This window comes from Xenorhabdus sp. BG5, from assembly GCF_015163665.1.
In the GTDB taxonomy this organism is placed as follows: Bacteria; Pseudomonadota; Gammaproteobacteria; order Enterobacterales; family Enterobacteriaceae; genus Xenorhabdus.
This window is the reverse complement of sequence record NZ_JADEUG010000010.1, coordinates 79,867-98,462: the sequence shown is the minus strand read 5'-3', so window position 1 is coordinate 98,462 and position 18,596 is coordinate 79,867. Positions and strand designations below refer to the sequence as shown.

The following is an 18,596-nucleotide window of genomic DNA, read 5'->3' as shown; positions in this document are numbered from 1 at the left end:
AACAGGTAAAGTTATGCAAAAAGCCATTCTTATTACTGGGTGTTCGAGCGGTATCGGGTTAGTCGCGGCCAAAACCCTCCACCAACGTGGTTATCGCGTACTCGCAGCCTGCCGCAAATCCTCTGATTTGGTTCATATGCGTGAGTTGGGGTTCGAACCCATCAAATTGGATTTGGATGATAAAGAAAGCGTAGAGAACGCCGCCAGGAAAGTCATCGAATTAACCAACGGTCGTTTGTTCGGGCTATTCAATAACGGGGGATTTGGTGTCTACGGTCCATTGGAAAGTATCTCCCGCGAACAGATGGAAAAACAGTTTTCCACCAATTTCTTTGGCACCCACCAACTGACGTGCCTGCTACTGTCCGCTATACGCGCTTATGGCGCAGGGCGGATTGTCCAAACCAGTTCGGTGATGGGATTGATCTCGACGCCAGGCCGTGGGGCGTATGCTGCCAGTAAATATGCCCTTGAAGCTTGGTCGGATGCCTTACGTGGAGAATTGGCAAAAACAGACATTAAAGTCAGCCTGATAGAACCTGGTCCAATCCATACCCGTTTTACGAAGAATGTCAATCAAACACAGCAGGATCATCCAGTTGAGAATCCAGACCTTGCTCGTCGTTTCACATTGATGCCTGAAGATGTCGTTTCTAAACTCATTCATGCACTGGAAAGCCCTAACCCGAAATTACGCTATTCGGTTACGTTATTGACTCATGCAGTAAAAATGATGCGCCGTCTACTTCCTGAACGCTGGCTCGATAGGATCTTGCGCTGGCAAAGTAAATAAACATTGAAAAACGGACAAACAAGTCTTATTTATTCATGTAATCACCTTACAACGACTCAGAGAACAATCCCATGGAACCAACCGTTAATACAAACAACAATACTGCCCATATCATTAATATTGATGAATCGAACATTGCTCAGGCTGTACAGCACTCTCTCACCCAGCTTGTCGTATTCTACTTCTGGTCTCCACAGGACCTACATTGCCATGAATTAGAAACCACGCTTGATAAAATAGCCTATGAATATGCAGGGCAATTTACCTTGGCTAAAGTCAATTGTGACCCACTTTTCCATATCGCTGCACAATTTGGTGTGCGTAGCTTGCCTACCGTACTGTTCGTCAAAGAGGCTCGCCCTGTTCAGGGTTTTGAGGGCATCCAGACAGATGAAGCCATCAGAAAGATTTTTACCACTCTCCTCCCCCAAATGGAAAAATCACCATTAGAGCAAGTCAACGAGCTACTTGTAGAAGGTAGAGAGCAAGAGGCACTGCTTTTACTGAAAAAAATCCATCAAGAAAATCCGCAAGATACAGAGATTACCCTATTGCTAGCCCAGGTGAACCTTTCACTCAATCACCTTGAAGAGGCCCAAAAAATACTGGATACCGTTCCATCAGAAGCACAAGATGAACACTATAATGAGTTACTTGAATACCTTAAGTCCCAGCAAGAGGCGGCGGATTCACCTGAGATTCGACAACTGCAACAAGCGTTGGCAACTCAATCAGAAAATGCAGAATTAGCCGTACAACTGGCTGCCAAATTACACGAAGTTGGCCGTAATGAAGAAGCCCTGGAATTGCTATTTAGTTTTCTGAAAAGGGATCTTTCTGCTGCCGAGGGGACAGTGAAAAAGACGATGATGGATATTCTCTCTGCACTGGGCAATGGAGATGCTCTGGCATCTAAATACCGTCGTCATGTATACTCTTTACTCTATTAAGTAAAGAAAATTTATATATTCCATAATTAGCTAAGTAAGGGAATTGTTATGGATTTACTCTCTTTTGGTGCTGTACCGATTTTAATCGTTATTGCGGTTGCTATCGTCTTTACCTGTGTCAAAACCGTTCCACAAGGTTATCAATGGACTGTTGAGCGCTTTGGACGTTATACCCGTACATTAACACCAGGCTTGCACATTATCATGCCTTTTGTTGATCGTATCGGTCGTAAAATCAATATGATGGAACAGGTTCTGGATATCCCATCGCAGGAAATCATTTCTCGAGATAATGCCAATGTCACCATTGATGCCGTCTGCTTTATTCAGGTTGTCGATCCCGTACGTGCTGCCTATGAAGTCAGCAATCTGGAACTGTCCATCATTAATCTGACCATGACCAACTTCCGTACTGTGTTAGGTTCAATGGAACTGGATGAAATGCTGTCCCAACGCGATTCCATCAACAGCCGATTACTGGCAATCGTCGATGAAGCGACTAACCCGTGGGGTGTCAAAATCACGCGTATTGAGATCCGCGATGTGCGTCCACCGAAAGAGTTGATCTCCGCGATGAACGCTCAAATGAAAGCCGAGCGTACCAAACGCGCAGATATTCTTGAAGCGGAAGGTATTCGTCAGGCCGCCATTTTGAAAGCAGAAGGGGAAAAACAGTCACAAATTCTGAAAGCAGAAGGTGAGCGCCAGTCAGCCTTCCTTCAGGCGGAAGCCCGTGAACGTGCCGCCGAAGCAGAAGCGCGTGCAACCAAAATGGTTTCTGACGCTATTGCGAATGGTGATATGCAGGCAATTAACTATTTTGTTGCCCAAAAGTATACTGATGCCCTCACCAACATTGGAGCCTCAAATAACAGCAAAGTGATTATGATGCCACTGGAAGCCAGCAACTTAATGGGAGCCATTGGTGGTATTGCTGAATTAATTTCCGAAAGCAAGAAGGGCAAACAGACTAATAAATAGCCACACAGGATAAATTGTTATGATTGAACAGATCGCCGCTCAGCCAGCCTGGTTCTGGCTCTGTTTTGGTGGCCTGCTTCTGATTGCAGAATTGCTGGGAACGGGAGGATATCTGTTGTGGACAGGAACCGCAGCCGTCGTTGTTGCCCTGATCACATGGATTTTCCCTACTATAGGCTGGGAATTGCAAGGTACTCTGTTTGCTATCTTGACCTTGCTTTCTGTTATTGCATGGCGTAGCTGGCTACGCCATCGCCCACGCCAGGCTAGTGATAAAACGCTCAATCAGAAAAACCACCAGTTAATTGGAATGCGTACCCGTTTAATCACGGATACCGAAAACGGTTTTGGGCGAGTCAAACTGGCCGATGGCAGTTGGCGCGTTCATTGTGACCGAGAACTTCCAGCCAATACCGAAATTGAAGTCATCGCTGTTGACGGAATCACATTAAAGGTGAGACCAGTTCCCCATCAACCGTGATGCTTACAGCAGCCAGATAAATGCTCAATGATGGGACAATCAGCCCCATCATCTCCCGGACATTCAGCCACCAATACCAGTAATTTTTCCTTTATCTTTTGTAATTCCAACATCGTTTTTTCTATTTCCGCCACTTTTTGCAGGGTCGCCATTTTTACATCGGCACTGTGACGGTAAGGATTGTGAAATAATCGCAGCAATTCGCGACACTCCTCCAACGTAAATCCGACCTCTTTCGCCTGACGCAAAAGCATCAATTCATCAATGTGCTTTTGCTGGTAATAACGATAGCCATTATCTCCCCGCTCCGGCGCAGTAATGAGATCTTTTTCTTCATAAAACCGAATCGCTTTGCTGGTTAAACCGGTCTTACGGGCAATTTCACTGATATTCATTATTTCCCCTTGACCTTCCCCTTGCAGGAAGGTTTAGCCTTAATGATAAGTATATCACTCTGTATCAGGAGATATTGTTATGTCCACAACCACCATTCTCGCACTTCAAGGCCTGACTTGTATGCATTGTGTCGGCAGGGTTAAAAAAGCGCTGGAAAGAATACCCGGCGTTGAGCTGACGGATGTGAATCTCAATTATGCCAAAGTTATCAGCAATGCTTCACCTGATGAACTGATTGCGGCCATTGTTGCCGAAGATTATCAAGCCACTGTTGCCACCCAACCCGATGTTGTATTGCGCCTGTCAGGTTTAAGCTGCATGAAATGTGCAAATAAAACACAAAAGGCATTGGAAGCGGTAGCAGGTGTTATCGCCACAGAAGTTGATACCCAAACCGCAAAAATCTATGGTAAAGCAGAGAACAATGCTTTAATTCATGCAGTCGAACAAGCCGGATATCACGCTGAATTAGCAACGGAAACCGATTGCCCAAAAACTGAGCCGCTGGCAATACATGTTCCAAAGACTCCGGAGTCTGTGGCAGCGGCAACATCTTCGACTCCGGTAGAAATAGTTTCTGTTGAGCACAACAACAAAAGTGATGCGAGTGATAATGACAATATTCAGCTCCTGCTGGATGGCATGAGCTGTGCAAGCTGTGTCAGCAAGGTACAAAAAGCCCTGCAATCCGTTGATGGCGTGGAACATGCCAGAGTCAATCTCGCGGAAAGAAGCGCATTGGTCACAGGTCACGCCTCACCAAATGCCTTAGTGGAAGCCGTCATCAAGGCCGGTTATGGCGCGGAAATCATTCAGGATGAAACAGAACGCCGTGAGCGTCAGCAACAAGTAGCACAGGCCAATATGCGCCGCTTTCGCTGGCAATCGGCCCTTGCGTTAGTGGTTGGGGTGCCGGTCATGGTGTGGGGTATGATAGGCGACAATATGATACTCACACCAGCAAACCACGCCATTTGGCTAACTATTGGTTTGGTGACGCTGGTTGTAATGATATTTGCAGGCGGGCATTTTTATCGTAATGCGTGGCAAAGTCTAAAAAATGGCAGTGCGACAATGGATACCCTCGTAGCTCTGGGTACTGGCGTAGCATGGCTCTATTCAATAAGCGTCAATTTGTGGCCAGAAATTTTCCCGCCCCAAGCCCGTCATCTTTATTATGAAGCCAGTGCCATGATTATTGGTTTGGTCAATCTCGGCCATGCCTTGGAACAACGTGCCCGCCAACGCTCTTCCAAGGCCCTTGAGCGATTATTGGATCTCACCCCACCAACCGCACGGGTAGTTACCTCTGAAGGTGAAAAAACAGTGCCACTGGCCGATGTGATGCCCAATATGGTACTGCGCCTGACAACAGGAGATCGTGTTCCGGTTGATGGTGAAATTACTCAAGGTACAGTTTGGCTGGATGAAGCCATGCTGACAGGCGAACCTATTCCTCAGCAGAAAACCACTGGCGATACCGTCCATGCTGGCACTGTAGTTCAAGATGGCACGGTACTGTTTAAAGCCAATGCCGTTGGCAGCCAAACAACCCTGGCACGCATTATCAAATTAGTTCGTCAGGCACAAAGCAGCAAACCTGAAATCGGTCAATTGGCCGATAAAATATCTTCAATATTCGTACCTGTTGTTGTTGCTATCGCCCTGATTGCTGGCGCGATTTGGTATTTTATCGGCCCAGCTCCACAAATCATGTACGCACTGGTTATCATGACAACTGTCTTGATTATCGCCTGTCCTTGTGCGCTTGGGCTGGCAACCCCGATGTCCATCATCTCAGGGGTAGGACGGGCAGCCGAATTAGGTGTATTGGTGCGTGATGCTGATGCCCTGCAACATGCCAGCCAACTGGATACGATTGTCTTTGACAAAACCGGCACCTTAACTGAAGGTATGCCACAAGTCACAGAGATCCACACCTTTAATGGTTTCACCGAAGAGCAAGTATTGCTATGGGCTGGTGCCCTGGAAAATGGTTCTAATCACCCTTTGGCAAAAGCTATTTTACTGAAGGTTGAGGGACAAAACTTACCCGAAGTACAAACATTCCGTACCTTGGCGGGATTGGGTGTTAAAGGAGAAATCGGCGATATTACTCTGTTATTGGGTAACCAAAAATTACTTGAGCAACATCAAATTGAAACAGCAGAATTAAAGCCATTTATTGCGGCACAGGCCGAAAAAGGCATTACCCCCGTTATTCTGTCAGCCGATGGGAAAATCGCAGCCCTGTTTTCTATCCGTGATCCCTTGCGCCAGGATACCGTTTCTGCCCTGCAACGCTTACATCACCAAGGCTATCGTTTGGTTATGTTAACAGGAGATAATCCCACCACAGCGAATGCTATCGCTCAAGAAGCGGGTATTGACCAGGTGATTGCCGGTGTTTTACCTGATGGCAAAGCCGCAGCCATTCAGTCACTGCAATCAGAAGGCAGGAAAGTGGCGATGGTCGGCGATGGCATAAATGACGCCCCTGCATTGGCACAAGCGGATGTCGGCATCGCAATGGGAAGCGGTAGTGATATCGCCATAGAAACCGCAACAATTACCCTGATGCGCCATAGCCTGCACGGGGTTGCTGATGCAGTTGCATTATCCCGCGGTACATTGCGTAATATGAAACAAAACCTATTGGGTGCATTTGTCTATAATACGTTAGGCATTCCAATTGCAGCTGGCATTTTATACCCGTTTACGGGCACTTTATTAAACCCTGTCGTTGCAGGTGCGGCCATGGCATTGTCTTCTATTACTGTTGTCAGTAACGCCAATCGCTTATTGCGCTTCAAGCCTAAGTCCTGACCTGATTTATTTTTGCCATGAAAAGCTAAACCTATTTCGTTTAGCTTTTTATCCCGCACTTTTCCCTCTTTCTTGTTGGCGATTAACAGGTTAGCATACCGCCCAATGCCAGCTATTGGAGGATGTAATATGGGAAAATTAATGTCATATTTCAGTAAAATATTGGGACTCAATTCCCAACGACATTACCCTTATCCTGCTTTTGACATCGATTTAAATAACAACAAACAGTTACATATTGTTGGCAGCATTCATATGGGTACTAAGAACATGTGCCCACTTTCTGAAGTATTGTTGGAACAGCTAGAACAAGCGGATGCTCTGATTGTCGAGGCAGATATCACGCAGGCCAATTCCCCTTTCAAGGAAACATTTCCTGAACAAATCGAACTATCACAACGTTTATCTCCCGAACATTTTGCCTGTCTGCAACACTATTGCCGAGAAATTCAACATCCTGTCACGTTGCTGGATCCATTGCCATCATGGCAAGTCGCATTGATATTACAAGCCGCCCAAGCCCAATATTTGGGGTTACAACCCCAATATGGTATCGATTGCCAATTACTGAACAGTGCACAAGCACTCAATAAACCCATTATCGAGTTAGAAGGCACTGATGCACAAGTTAGCCTTCTCACCAACCTGCCAAACGGTGGGATCTCACTATTGGAAGATACCATCACCCATTGGCATACTAATGCCCGTGCTTTACAGACCATGATTAGCTGGTGGATGAATTACAAACCGGAGAAACAAAATCAGGTAATACCCATGACATTCTGCGAAGAGATTTATCAAACCTTAATGGCTGAACGCAACCGTCAATGGAGTGAACAGTTACATAGCTTACCAGCAGGAAAATATTTGGTTACAGTAGGCGCTTTGCACCTTCACGGTGAGAACAACTTACGCCAGATGCTGGCAAAACCGCAAACATAGCAACTTCATCTGCTTCATTCTGAAAGTCAACCATTACGGATAAGCAGTGATAAATTGATCTTTATAGGAAAAAATATGACTCCCGCTGTTGTCTTGCTGGAAAAACAAAAAATTAATTTCAAACTTCATCCTTATGACCACGATGTCAATGAACATAATTTTGGTGATGAAGTGGTGAAAAAACTCGGTTTAGATGCCAATCAGGTTTTTAAGACATTGTTGGTTTCATTGAATGGTGATCCTAAACATCTTGCTGTCGCCGTTACGCCTGTCTCTGGGCAACTCGATTTGAAAAAAGTGGCTAAAGTTTTCAAGGCCAAGAAAGCAGATATGGCCGATCCTCAACTGGCACAAAAGGTAACGGGTTATTTAGTAGGTGGAATTAGCCCGTTGGGACAGAAAAAGCGTCTACCTACCGTGATTGACAGTCAGGCGCAAGCCTTGCAAACGCTATTTATTTCGGGTGGTAAACGTGGTTTAGATATTGAATTGTCCCCCATAGATTTATGCCAATTACTTCATTGTTCATTTGCTGATATTGCTAAAATTTGAAAATCAATTGCAATTCTCGCTGAATTTTTTCGAGCTGGCTCTGTTTTCTTTAAAACAGGGCCTTGTGATAAACAATAATGCCGATATACTTTCCCCACAGCGCAAAAATCACTAATTACTATTTCAATTAACTTGGTTTATTTAAATAAAAGAGGAATAAAATGGCAACTTCATCATTTTTCCGCCCCATTGTTATCACTGATCCAAAAGCAATTAAAATGCTTAGAAAGGCTAATAGAAGACAACCAAAAGATGATTTTGAAAAAATAGATTTTGAAGCACAGCAGAAAGAGGCAATAGAGATATTAAAACGAAAATTCTCACTCTAAGAAAGATACTATCAGATTTTGGTAATGACAGGACAAAAGAATATTTACTCTCATTTTCCTGCCCCAAAAACCGCGATGTAGAATCTTTTTTACATGTAAAATCAATTAGATTTGAAAAAGCCGATGTAACCAGAACTTATCTTATTTTAGATGACCATGGTTTTATCCTTGCTTATTTCTCATTAACTTTTAAGGAGTTATTGGTAAATAATTTTGCCATCTCAAAAACTAAAATAAAAAAATTTAATGGTATCAGCAAAAATGCTAATACAATAAAAGTTTACTTGATTGGTCAAGTAGCTAAAAATTTTTCATTAAATGAAAACCCAATAAAATTTAAAGATATTTTCCTTTATGCAAAGAATATCATTAATATTTCAAAAACATTAATTGGAGGAAGGGTTATTGCATTAGAATGTGAAAACACTCCTCAACTCATAGCATTATATATGAAACATGGACTTGAAAAACTACCAACCAAAGGAGAAAGCAATTCATTAATTACCATGCTATTTAATCATTAAATTATTATTCAGTTTCAACCGTTCTTATTTATGCATAACACGCCTTATTGCTAATAAGCAAAAGACCATCTGCAAGAACAGATGGTCTTTTTATGCAAAAAACTAACAGCAATCTATTGCTCAATTGTTATTATTTATATGAATTTCACCTTTCGGTTCATAATCAGAAGATTTCAATGGAGAGTGTTTTTCAATATATCCTTTCAATACCTCAGCATCGACAAACCCTGTGTCAACATAACCAGGCAAATTATCAATCCGTGGATAACCGTCTCCACCAATCGCGTTAAAGTTCAACGTCGCCATGCGGTAAATTTTATTTGGATCTAATGGCTTACTACCAATTTTTACCTCACTGATATTCTTACCCTCTTTCACGAAGCTCACATTATAGAATTGACCATAAGCGCCAGAATCCTTTTCCATATTTGCAACAGCCGTCAAATAGGTCAAAACTTCGCTACCTTTGAAGTCCACATAAACCAGTTGGTTAGCAAATGGATGAACTTTCATGACATCCTTGTAAGTAATATCCCCTGCTTCAATAGAGTCACGAATTCCACCACCGCTCATCACTGCAAAATCAGCGTTTGTCCGTTCCATCTGAGCGGCCAATACAAGGTGTGCCATATTCGTTTGCACGAAACGTACCTTACTGCGATCACCTTCTAATTTGTTATCTACTGAGCCTATTTTCACATTAAGTATCTGGCTGCCCTTGTCTTCATAAGGTGTCAGCAGCTTAAGCATGTCAAGATTTTGCTTAATTTCATGGGTATAGTAAACACGTTCCGTACTGCCATCTTCTTTTGTTACTTTTTTCTTTAAGTTAATCGGGATCAATTGATAATGAACCAACTTGAATTCACCATTACGGAATTGAAAATCAGCCCGACCTACATATTTCCCCCATTCGTGAGCCTGAACAATCCATGTGCCATTTTGGCGATCAGGAGAACAAGGTGTACCCGGAACATAATCCACTTGTTTATAGTTTTTATTCTCCGCAGACATACACACCGGATCTTGTGAGTGTCCCCCCACAATCATATTCAAATAACCCGCAGGCAAGCTACGCGCCATTTCAACATCTCCCGGCGCATTCGTGCCATGATGACCATCGTCATAGTGTCCCATGTGGGTTGCCGCAATAATCACGTCCGGTTTTTCATTCTTTTTCAGCTCTCCAATAACTTTTTTGGCTTCTTCAGCAGGAACACGGAATTCAACATCCGGAAAATTAGCCGGATTACCGATTTTCGCGGTGTCATCGGTTGTCAGGCCAAGAACCGCTATTTTCACGCCTTGCTTATCAAAAATAACATATGGCTTAAACAAGCACTTGCCTGTACTGGTTTGGTAAATATTGGCAGAGAGAAATGGGAAGTTTGCCCATTTTTGTTGCTGGAACAAGACATTTAAGGGCTTATCAAATTCATGGTTCCCCAATGCCATTGCATCGTATCCCACCAGATTCATGCCCTTAAAATCTGGTTCAGCATCTTGCATATCTGATTCTGGTACACCGGTGTTAATGTCACCACCTGACAATAGCAATACGCTACCTCCTTTCTTGGCAACCTCCTGACGAATGGAATCTACCACCGTTTTTTGAGCCGCCAAACCATATTCACCATAATCGTTATGCCAGAAATGGCCATGATGGTCGTTAGTATGCAAGATGGTAATGTCATAGGTTTTATCTTTTTCCCAGGCGTTTGCAATTAACGGTGCCAGTGACAGCGAAATTGCAAGGGCGCAAATTGACGCTTTAAACGATAGTTTCATGGGGTATCTCCATGTATTTCAAAATCTTATTAGTTATATGATGGTAGAGGTTCATCCCTTTCAAACCGCGGCTTAAAAGATTTCACCTTTTTGATATTGCAGCCAAATTATATAGGTATAAATAAAAATTTTGTTAATTATCTAAGATGTATTATGGTGTAAAAATTAAACAGAAATTCAACAAACCTAAAAATTTCTCCCTATAAACTTTATTGATAATGACATTGGTAAGCGAATAGATATGAGTGAAAAAAGTAAAACAGCCTTGTTTCCAACTTCACCAACAAAAAAACATCGCACCGTTTTTTCAATTCTCGGCGCCATCAGTTTATCCCATATGCTGAATGATATGATTCAATCGTTGATTCTGGCTATTTATCCACTGCTGCAATCTGAATTTACTCTCAGTTTTATTCAGGTTGGAATGATAACTCTAACCTATCAGGTAACTGCATCGCTATTGCAACCCCTTATCGGTTTGTATACTGATAAATATCCGCAACCCTATTCACTGCCTGTCGGTATGGGATTTACCCTATCTGGTTTGCTTCTATTAGCTTATGCCGAAAGTTTTTCAATTATATTAATGGCTGCCGCATTAGTCGGTACGGGGTCATCCGTTTTTCATCCCGAATCGTCACGAGTCGCACGCATGGCTTCAGGTGGACGTCATGGGCTGGCCCAATCTTTATTTCAAGTAGGGGGAAATTTAGGAAGTTCATTGGGTCCGCTGTTAGCTGCTATTTTCATTGCACCTTACGGTAAGGAAAACATTGGTTGGTTTTCTCTGACAGCCCTGTTGGCTATCGTGATCCTCTTGCAAGTCAGCCAATGGTATAAGATGCAGCATCGGGTCATAACTCCCCTGTCTTCTCGAACCATTTCTTTGCCAAGGTTTCCTAGAAAAACCGTCATAAATTCTTTTGCCATTCTTCTGTTACTGGTTTTTTCCAAGTACTTTTACCTAACCAGCATCAGTAGCTACTATACTTTTTACCTGATACAGAAATTTGGCTTATCCGTGCAAAACGCCCAGATCCACCTATTTATCTTTTTATTCGCCGTAGCGGCAGGTACTCTGATTGGCGGGCCGATTGGAGATAAGATAGGTCGGAAATATGTCATTTGGGGTTCAATTCTTGGCGTTGCACCTTTTACCCTGCTGTTACCTTATGCCTCCTTATTCTGGACAAGCATACTAACGGTTATTATTGGTATAATATTGGCCTCTGCGTTCTCTGCTATTTTAGTCTATGCCCAAGAGCTCATTCCCGGTAAAACGGGCATGATTGCAGGTTTGTTCTTTGGACTGGCCTTTGGTATGGGTGGCATTGGGGCTGCCGTACTTGGCTATGTCGCAGATAAAACCAGTATAGAATTGGTTTACAAAATCTGTGCGTTTCTGCCACTTCTTGGTATTTTTACGCTGTTTTTGCCAAATATAGAAAAGAACGCTTGAAAAAGACAAGAAAAACCCTGGATAAGCACCATAATTATCAGGCTATTTTTCTTTGTAAACTAGCGTAAATAATGGCAAGATCTACATAAAATTACATTAAAATAATATTTATGCAGATCACTCTCGTTTTTACCACTCAATATATTTTTTTGTAATCTTTAACTATTTATAAAATAGATTATTACCTCACCTAACTACACAATTTATATACTCGCTACCCAGAAGGAGCCTTGATGGAGCACTCGACACCTCTTATCACGACCATTGTTGGCGGCTTTGTTCTTGCCTATCTGCTTGGCATGCTTGCACAGCGCCTGAAAATTTCACCTCTGGTAGGATACCTTGTAGCAGGTGTACTAGCGGGTCCTTTCACTCCTGGTTTTGTTGCCGATACATCTTTAGCTCCAGAACTTTCAGAAATTGGCGTGATCTTACTGATGTTTGGTGTCGGTCTACATTTTTCACTTAAAGATTTGTTAGCCGTCAAATCAATTGCCATTCCTGGTGCTATCGCCCAAATTGCCGTTGCAACCTTATTAGGTGCCGGATTATCAATGCTGCTCGGTTGGGGGCTACTGAACGGCATTGTATTTGGCCTTTGTCTGTCCACCGCCAGCACAGTCGTATTGCTTAGGGCATTAGAAGAACGACAGCTCGTTGATAGTCAGAGAGGACAAATTGCCATTGGTTGGTTAATTGTTGAAGATCTGGCTATGGTACTGACGTTAGTATTACTTCCTGCGGCAGCAGGAATTATGGACAGTCAAAACGCAAATATTGGTCAATTGTTGTTAAAGATATCTATCACAGTTGGAAAAGTTGTTGCCTTTATTTTGTTGATGATTTTCGTCGGACGACGTGTCATTCCTTGGTTACTGGCGAAAACCGCTGGGACAGGTTCCCGTGAACTGTTCACGCTGGCGGTACTTGCCATTGCCTTAGGGGTTGCTTATGGGGCGGTGACACTATTTGATGCTTCATTTGCCCTTGGTGCCTTCTTCGCTGGTATGGTACTGAATGAGTCAGAATTGAGTCATCGGGCAGCGCAAGATACTTTACCGTTAAGAGATGCTTTCGCGGTTCTTTTCTTTGTTTCGGTTGGCATGCTGTTTGACCCTATGGTCTTACTCCAACAGCCTCTGGCGATTATAGGAACCCTTGCCATTATTATCATTGGCAAGTCATTAGCTGCTTTGCTACTAGTTAGGATGTTTGGGCACTCACGACGTACTGCCCTAACCATTTCAGCCAGTCTCGCCCAAATTGGGGAATTTGCCTTTATTCTCGCTGGGCTGGGTGTCACGCTGGGATTTCTGGATGGAGAAGCCCGTAACCTTGTACTGGCTGGCGCCATCATTTCAATCATGTTGAATCCTGTTCTATTCAGCTTACTGGATCGCTATTTGGAAAAAACAGAAACCATTGAAGAACAATTACTCGAAGAAACACTGGAAGAAGAAACCCAGATCCCTGTTAATATTTGTGGTCATGCTATTGTGGTGGGTTATGGACGAGTGGGGGATCAGCTTTGTCAGCGTTTACAAGAAAAAAATTTTCCAGTTGTGGTCATTGAAGATACACGTGCTCGATTTGAAGAATTAGGTGAAATAGGTATCAGTGCCGTAATAGGTAATGCCGTCAATAAAGAAATCATGGCCCTGGCAAGGCTTGATTGCGCTTGTATTTTATTCCTGACAATCCCTAACGGTTATGAAGCGGGTGAGATTGTTGCGAATGCCAGAGAAATCAGGCCAGATATCAACATCATTGTTCGAGCCCATTATGATGATGAAGTCACTTACATTACAGAGCGTGGCACTAATCACATTATCATTGGTGAACATGAAATAGCACGGGCAATGGCTGATGCATTACCTGAATATGAAGAGGGTTGCCCAATAGAGCCACCATCATTACACTCACCAGCGACTTCATCTCCAACATAACTTACGAGCCAAGGAATGTCCCCATCATGTGGGGATATTCCCATAAAAACAGTTAAGATAATATCTTAGGCTAGCAGAATCAACGTTCCCAGTAAGACTCTTCCAAACTATCTTCTTTCTCTGGCAACCCTCGGGTTAGACGCGGAGAATGCTGACTTAATACCTGATAACTCACTCTATTAGCGTACTTACATACCTGAGCCAAAGAAGAATAGGTTAAATAAGAACGCGTATGTTTGCTGGAGTTAGGTACGTTCATGCGATGATAGCTGTTGGCAGTGATATCATGCAGCAATGCAGATAACGCGCCATCCCCAGCACCATTAGTATTCATGATTTTTTCAGGCCCTCCCATATAAGGTTCAATATGGGAATAAACCCGCATTGGGTTTTGGCAATCCACTTTACGCATCGCCCGGCTGAATTCATAACGGTTAAATTCTGCAATCGCACCAGGTAGCAAAGGATGCAATGTTTGGCGCTTGTGTTCTTCCTCAGTATAACCCGCCATATATAACCCAGCTGGCCCAGCGGTACATAACACCAAATCCACCCAATTTAGCGCCATGTCAGCCGCTAATAAAGGATCACTGAAACCTGTCAATTCACAAGCTTCATCTTCATTCATTGCAACAACAGAAACATTTTCAGCCAGAAAATCGCGCCACCATTGTGGAGCATCCGTAATGACGTATTTTGTTCCTAACGTCAATACAACAGGTACGTTATGCTTCTTCGCATATTCAATGGCTTTCATTGTTGCTTCCGGCATTGGCTCACCCGGTTTACAACGCACCAAATAAGCAGTGATCACCAAAGCTGACGCTTCCGCAATAATGTGTTCAGGAATACTTTCTGGACGAAGCTGATTCATTAACCCAGGACTGATAGCAAATGTTCTTTCACCATTTTCCGTCACTAAGGTAAAACAGCGACCAATTGGGCCATCCACCCCTTGAAGGTGATTTAGATCCATACGGCTGGATGTATTACAAAGATAACAATACGCATAACTTCCTATCTGGATGTTATTACACATCGCACCAAGCAGAACAGATTTATCGTCAGCCAGCACAGAATAGTTATGCAAAGTATTGCCGATAGTGCCACCCGCAAATTCATGACTGATAAGATTCTTGTCTGTCAGTTCCTTGTAGAGAGCCTCGGCTACATCATCTTCAATAACTAATGAGTGTCCCTGGCTTAGGTTATAACGCTGGATAAAATCCTCATCAACTTTGGCTTCAATATCAACCAGTGTCTGGTCAATGCCAACAATGTAGGCTTGATTATTTTCGGTATCCATCATCTCTTTGATGGGTTGGAGCAGAGGATCTCTTAAACTGACAGGAAAATAGTGTTTAGATTTACGTTTACCAGGGAATTTCATAATTAATTGTTGCGGTAGAGCTAAAATATGCGGCATGTTAGCATAATACAGTGTGTCACAATACCGAAGAGAAACAAAAAATACAGCGACAAAAATGAAGACAGCCAATGTTATTTCAACATTGGCTGTCGATACGTTAGCTATCAGGACATTATCTATAATAGATAATTTATGCCGCTTGTTTCTGACGACTACGTACCATGTGGCGCAACAAAACATACATGATGGATAAAATAAATCCGATAAAGCCAGCGCCAATCAAAATCAGCAAACGCTTAGGTGAATCTTTTGCAGTTGGCTTATAAGGTTCCTGCATAAACTTGAATGGTACAAAATCAACGGTATTCACATTCACTTTTTCCAGATTTGTGATATACAATTGACGGTTACGCAGGTCTGCATCAATTTTAGTTGGGTCAGTAATTTCTTCAGTAATCTGTAATTTACGTTGCAGTGCATCAGAACCCAGCGCAATCGAATAATCCGGGTCATCCTTGATCATAGCTCCGCCATTCGATACTGGTTTTTTAATTCCCGCAGAATTAGCAAGAGAAATCGCATACTTCAATCGCTCAATATCTACGCTTCGCATATTAGCGATACGTTCCAAATCGAGTGCATAAAGCTTTTGCGAGTATTCCAGTTTCTCATGAACCATATCACTCAAATCTTCTTTTACTTGGTTACGAACCACCGAAGAGACGAATTTGATATAGCCACTTAATAGATTGTAAGCATCTTCTGCGTTATCAGCACTGAAAGAAAGCTTGGCTTCATCGTCAATGTCATCATCTTTCTCTTTCTTCGGTAAAGATATGGTGATGTTTTTATTTACAATTTTCTCGATTAGTTTTCTTTTTTCCTGCTCAGAACTATTTTGACTCTTAGCAAGCAACGTCTTGAAGTAATCGGTATTAACCAGATATTCTTCACGGAATACACGCGAGTTATAGTTTTCAATAAACCGCTTATACAGTGATTCTTCTGTCATTTTGGGATCTAAGTTGAGAACATGTAAATCCGTTAACGCATTTTTCAGTGGTTGAAACTCTTCCAGACGTGGCTTCACTACAGCAGCGGTACTGGTCCATTTTTGCGGTAAAAATGATGAAATGCTGAAACCAATAATTGCAAAAACGAAAGAGATTGCAATGATCAAATATTTTGATTGGAAAAGCACAGAGAATAGTTCAAACAAATCAATTTCATCCTCCCGCGCTGGAGGATAATAGTTTGCATGTTCTTCGTAAAAATCAGGGTGTTTAATAGGTTTATTACTCATTATCTATATGTCCAATCCAAATAATTTTGCTTTTCATTGATATGCAAGCCCTTTCTCTCGCTTATCGTATTCATTGGTTAAAAAACCATATCCTTAAAATCATACGACGATCAATGTCTGCTATTCATCATGTGTGATAATGTCTTATAACAAGCAATTGCATGTTATTTCATGACATTATTTACCAACTGTTCAAGCAAAGAAATGTGGGCTTTATTATCATTAAGTGCAGAGATATATTCAAACTTTTTCCCACCAGCCTCTAAAAAGATAACTTTATTCTGTTGCTTAATCTCTTCCAACGTTTCCAAACAATCTGCCGCAAACCCCGGACACATCACTTGAACATGTTCCACACCTTGGCTGGGTAATGATGCCATGGTTTTATCTGTATAAGGAGATAACCACGGTAAGCAACCAAAACGCGACTGATATGTCATCATAATTTTATCTGCGGGATAATCCAGTGCCTGACTCAACAGTTCAGTTGTCGCCTGACAATCTTGCGGATAAATATCTCCCATTTTTGCCAGACGTTCAGGAATACCATGATAGGAAATAATTAACCGATCAGGCTGACCGTGTTTTTCAAAGCTCTGCTCAATGGTTTCCTTTAGTGCCGCAATATAGGCAGGATGTGTGGCATAACTGCGAACAAAATGCAGGGTAGGAATTGTCCGATACTCCCGCAATATTTTACTGATCCTGTCAAAAACCGCTGCCGAAGTTGTACTGGAGTATTGAGGATAAAGTGGCAGTATAATGAGAGCCTCAATGCCCTGTTGTAACAAACTCTCTGCGGCCTGAGATAAAGAAGGAGAGCCGTAAGTCATTCCCAAAGCAACAGGGATATCCGCCAACTTTTCATCCAGCAATTTCTGCTGACGACGACTATAAACCAATAAAGGGGAACCTTCTTCCATCCAAATTTCTTGGTAAAGCTTAGCAATTCGAGAAGCACGGAAAGGAAGAATGAGACCATTCAAGATAGGTTTCCAAATAAATGGTGGGATATCAACTACCCTTCTGTCACTCAGAAACTTTGCCAGATAACATCTTATTGCTGCTGGTGTTGGCGCATCAGGTGTACCAAGGTTCACTAACAGGACACCATACTTCTTGCTACTCATTCCTCAGAGCTCCATTAAAATGACTGACAATCTAGTATAAAACATGAATGATAGTTACATGTAACATTTCATGGAGTAAATTTCTCTAGGGTAAGCGTAAACTACAAAAAAGTCAGGCGGTATGAAGGCCGCCTGTTATAACACAATTCAAGAGAACACGAAATCATTCGCCCAGGATATTAGCCAGCTCTGCGCTAACTTCCGCTACTTGACGAGTACCATCAAGTTTGAAGTATTTTGTGTTACCGGCCTGAGCTTCTTGCTGATAGTAAGAAACCAGAGGTGCTGTTTGTGCGTGGTACTCAACCAGACGTTTACGGACAGTATCTTCCTGATCATCTTTACGGATAGTCAGCTCTTCGCCTGTAACATCATCTTTATTCTCCACTTTTGGTGGATTGAATTTGATGTGGTAAACACGGCCGGACGGCGCATGCACACGACGACCAATAATACGTTCAACGATGATTTCATCAGGAACATCAAATTCCAGCACATAATCAACCTTGATATCGGCTGCTTTCATGGCATCTGCCTGAGGAATAGTGCGTGGGAACCCATCCAACAAGAAGCCATTATGACAGTCATCTTGTTTGATGCGCTCTTTAACCAATGCAATGACCAGCTCATCAGTAACCAGCTTACCATTATCCATCAGCTCTTTTGCTTGCAAACCCAGTTCGGTGCCAGCTTTTACCGCAGCACGTAGCATGTCACCTGTAGAAATTTGGGGGACCCCATATTTCTCCATGATAAATTGTGCCTGAGTCCCCTTACCGGCGCCTGGCGCGCCCAGTAGAATAATACGCATTGCGTAAATCCCCTTG

The 18,596-nt window shown here is 42.7% G+C and carries 17 protein-coding genes; 11 read left to right on the top strand and 6 right to left on the bottom strand.

Features of this window, described 5'->3' with window-relative positions; all coding sequences use genetic code 11:
* Positions 1-13 precede the first annotated feature (13 nt).
* The 4 genes from IQ209_RS07550 (at position 14) to IQ209_RS07535 (ending at position 3,205) form a co-directional block, all read left to right on the top strand.
* A complete protein-coding gene (locus IQ209_RS07550) occupies positions 14-793 on the top strand; it encodes an SDR family oxidoreductase (protein ID WP_193850463.1) in 780 nt (259 codons plus the stop codon).
* Positions 794-864: 71 nt separating this feature from the next.
* A complete protein-coding gene (locus IQ209_RS07545) occupies positions 865-1,743 on the top strand; it encodes a co-chaperone YbbN (protein WP_193850461.1) in 879 nt (292 codons plus the stop codon).
* A gap of 48 nt (positions 1,744-1,791) precedes the next feature.
* A complete protein-coding gene (locus IQ209_RS07540) occupies positions 1,792-2,724 on the top strand; it encodes an SPFH domain-containing protein (protein WP_193850459.1) in 933 nt (310 codons plus the stop codon).
* A gap of 19 nt (positions 2,725-2,743) precedes the next feature.
* A complete protein-coding gene (locus tag IQ209_RS07535; RefSeq protein ID WP_193850457.1) occupies positions 2,744-3,205 on the top strand; it encodes an NfeD family protein in 462 nt (153 codons plus the stop codon).
* Here IQ209_RS07535 and cueR read toward each other — a convergent pair.
* Complete coding sequence (gene cueR, locus IQ209_RS07530; protein WP_193850455.1) at positions 3,196-3,600, bottom strand: Cu(I)-responsive transcriptional regulator; 405 nt, start codon at positions 3,598-3,600, stop codon at positions 3,196-3,198. The genes IQ209_RS07535 and cueR overlap by 10 nt on opposite strands.
* Positions 3,601-3,679: 79 nt before the next feature.
* On the opposite strand from cueR, the gene copA reads away from it, so the two are divergent.
* The 5 genes from copA to IQ209_RS18265 all read left to right on the top strand — a co-directional run bounded on the left by copA (position 3,680) and on the right by IQ209_RS18265 (position 8,774).
* Positions 3,680-6,427 carry a copper-exporting P-type ATPase CopA gene (copA, locus tag IQ209_RS07525; RefSeq protein WP_193850453.1) on the top strand — a complete coding sequence of 916 codons (2,748 nt, stop codon included), beginning with the start codon at positions 3,680-3,682 and terminating at the stop codon, positions 6,425-6,427.
* 129 nt (positions 6,428-6,556) lie between these two features.
* Positions 6,557-7,369, top strand: coding sequence for a TraB/GumN family protein (locus IQ209_RS07520; protein WP_193850450.1), 813 nt, complete (start codon positions 6,557-6,559; stop codon positions 7,367-7,369).
* A 75-nt stretch (positions 7,370-7,444) separates the two neighbouring features.
* Entirely contained in the window at positions 7,445-7,921 is a 477-nt protein-coding gene (ybaK, locus tag IQ209_RS07515; RefSeq protein WP_193850448.1) for a Cys-tRNA(Pro)/Cys-tRNA(Cys) deacylase YbaK, read from the top strand.
* 161 nt (positions 7,922-8,082) lie between these two features.
* The gene (locus IQ209_RS07510) at positions 8,083-8,250 is read left to right on the top strand and encodes a hypothetical protein (RefSeq protein WP_193850446.1); all 168 of its coding nucleotides are present in this window, start codon (positions 8,083-8,085) and stop codon (positions 8,248-8,250) included.
* A gap of 200 nt (positions 8,251-8,450) precedes the next feature.
* Complete coding sequence (locus IQ209_RS18265) at positions 8,451-8,774, top strand: acetyltransferase (RefSeq protein WP_228005765.1); 324 nt, start codon at positions 8,451-8,453, stop codon at positions 8,772-8,774.
* 120 nt (positions 8,775-8,894) lie between these two features.
* Here IQ209_RS18265 and ushA read toward each other — a convergent pair whose 3' ends face one another.
* Positions 8,895-10,562 carry a bifunctional UDP-sugar hydrolase/5'-nucleotidase UshA gene (ushA, locus tag IQ209_RS07500; RefSeq protein ID WP_193850444.1) on the bottom strand — a complete coding sequence of 556 codons (1,668 nt, stop codon included), beginning with the start codon at positions 10,560-10,562 and terminating at the stop codon, positions 8,895-8,897.
* A gap of 241 nt (positions 10,563-10,803) precedes the next feature.
* Between ushA and IQ209_RS07495 the strand changes: the two genes are divergently transcribed.
* Together IQ209_RS07495 and ybaL are read left to right on the top strand one after the other, a co-directional pair.
* The gene (locus IQ209_RS07495) at positions 10,804-12,021 is read left to right on the top strand and encodes an MFS transporter (protein WP_193850442.1); all 1,218 of its coding nucleotides are present in this window, start codon (positions 10,804-10,806) and stop codon (positions 12,019-12,021) included.
* Positions 12,022-12,254: 233 nt separating this feature from the next.
* Positions 12,255-13,967 carry a YbaL family putative K(+) efflux transporter gene (ybaL, locus tag IQ209_RS07490; RefSeq protein WP_193850440.1) on the top strand — a complete coding sequence of 571 codons (1,713 nt, stop codon included), beginning with the start codon at positions 12,255-12,257 and terminating at the stop codon, positions 13,965-13,967.
* A gap of 79 nt (positions 13,968-14,046) precedes the next feature.
* On the opposite strand, the gene IQ209_RS07485 is transcribed toward ybaL, so the two are convergent.
* The 4 genes from IQ209_RS07485 to adk all read right to left on the bottom strand — a co-directional run bounded on the left by IQ209_RS07485 (position 14,047) and on the right by adk (position 18,580).
* On the bottom strand, positions 14,047-15,357 hold the full coding sequence (locus IQ209_RS07485) for an inosine/guanosine kinase (RefSeq protein WP_193850497.1): 1,311 nt from the start codon (positions 15,355-15,357) through the stop codon (positions 14,047-14,049).
* Between the two features lie 169 nt (positions 15,358-15,526).
* Complete coding sequence (wzz(fepE), locus tag IQ209_RS07480) at positions 15,527-16,639, bottom strand: LPS O-antigen length regulator Wzz(fepE) (protein ID WP_193850438.1); 1,113 nt, start codon at positions 16,637-16,639, stop codon at positions 15,527-15,529.
* A gap of 164 nt (positions 16,640-16,803) precedes the next feature.
* On the bottom strand, positions 16,804-17,769 hold the full coding sequence (gene hemH / locus IQ209_RS07475; protein ID WP_193850436.1) for a ferrochelatase: 966 nt from the start codon (positions 17,767-17,769) through the stop codon (positions 16,804-16,806).
* Positions 17,770-17,932: 163 nt separating this feature from the next.
* The gene (adk, locus tag IQ209_RS07470; RefSeq protein ID WP_193850434.1) at positions 17,933-18,580 is read right to left on the bottom strand and encodes an adenylate kinase; all 648 of its coding nucleotides are present in this window, start codon (positions 18,578-18,580) and stop codon (positions 17,933-17,935) included.
* Positions 18,581-18,596: the final 16 nt, after the last annotated feature.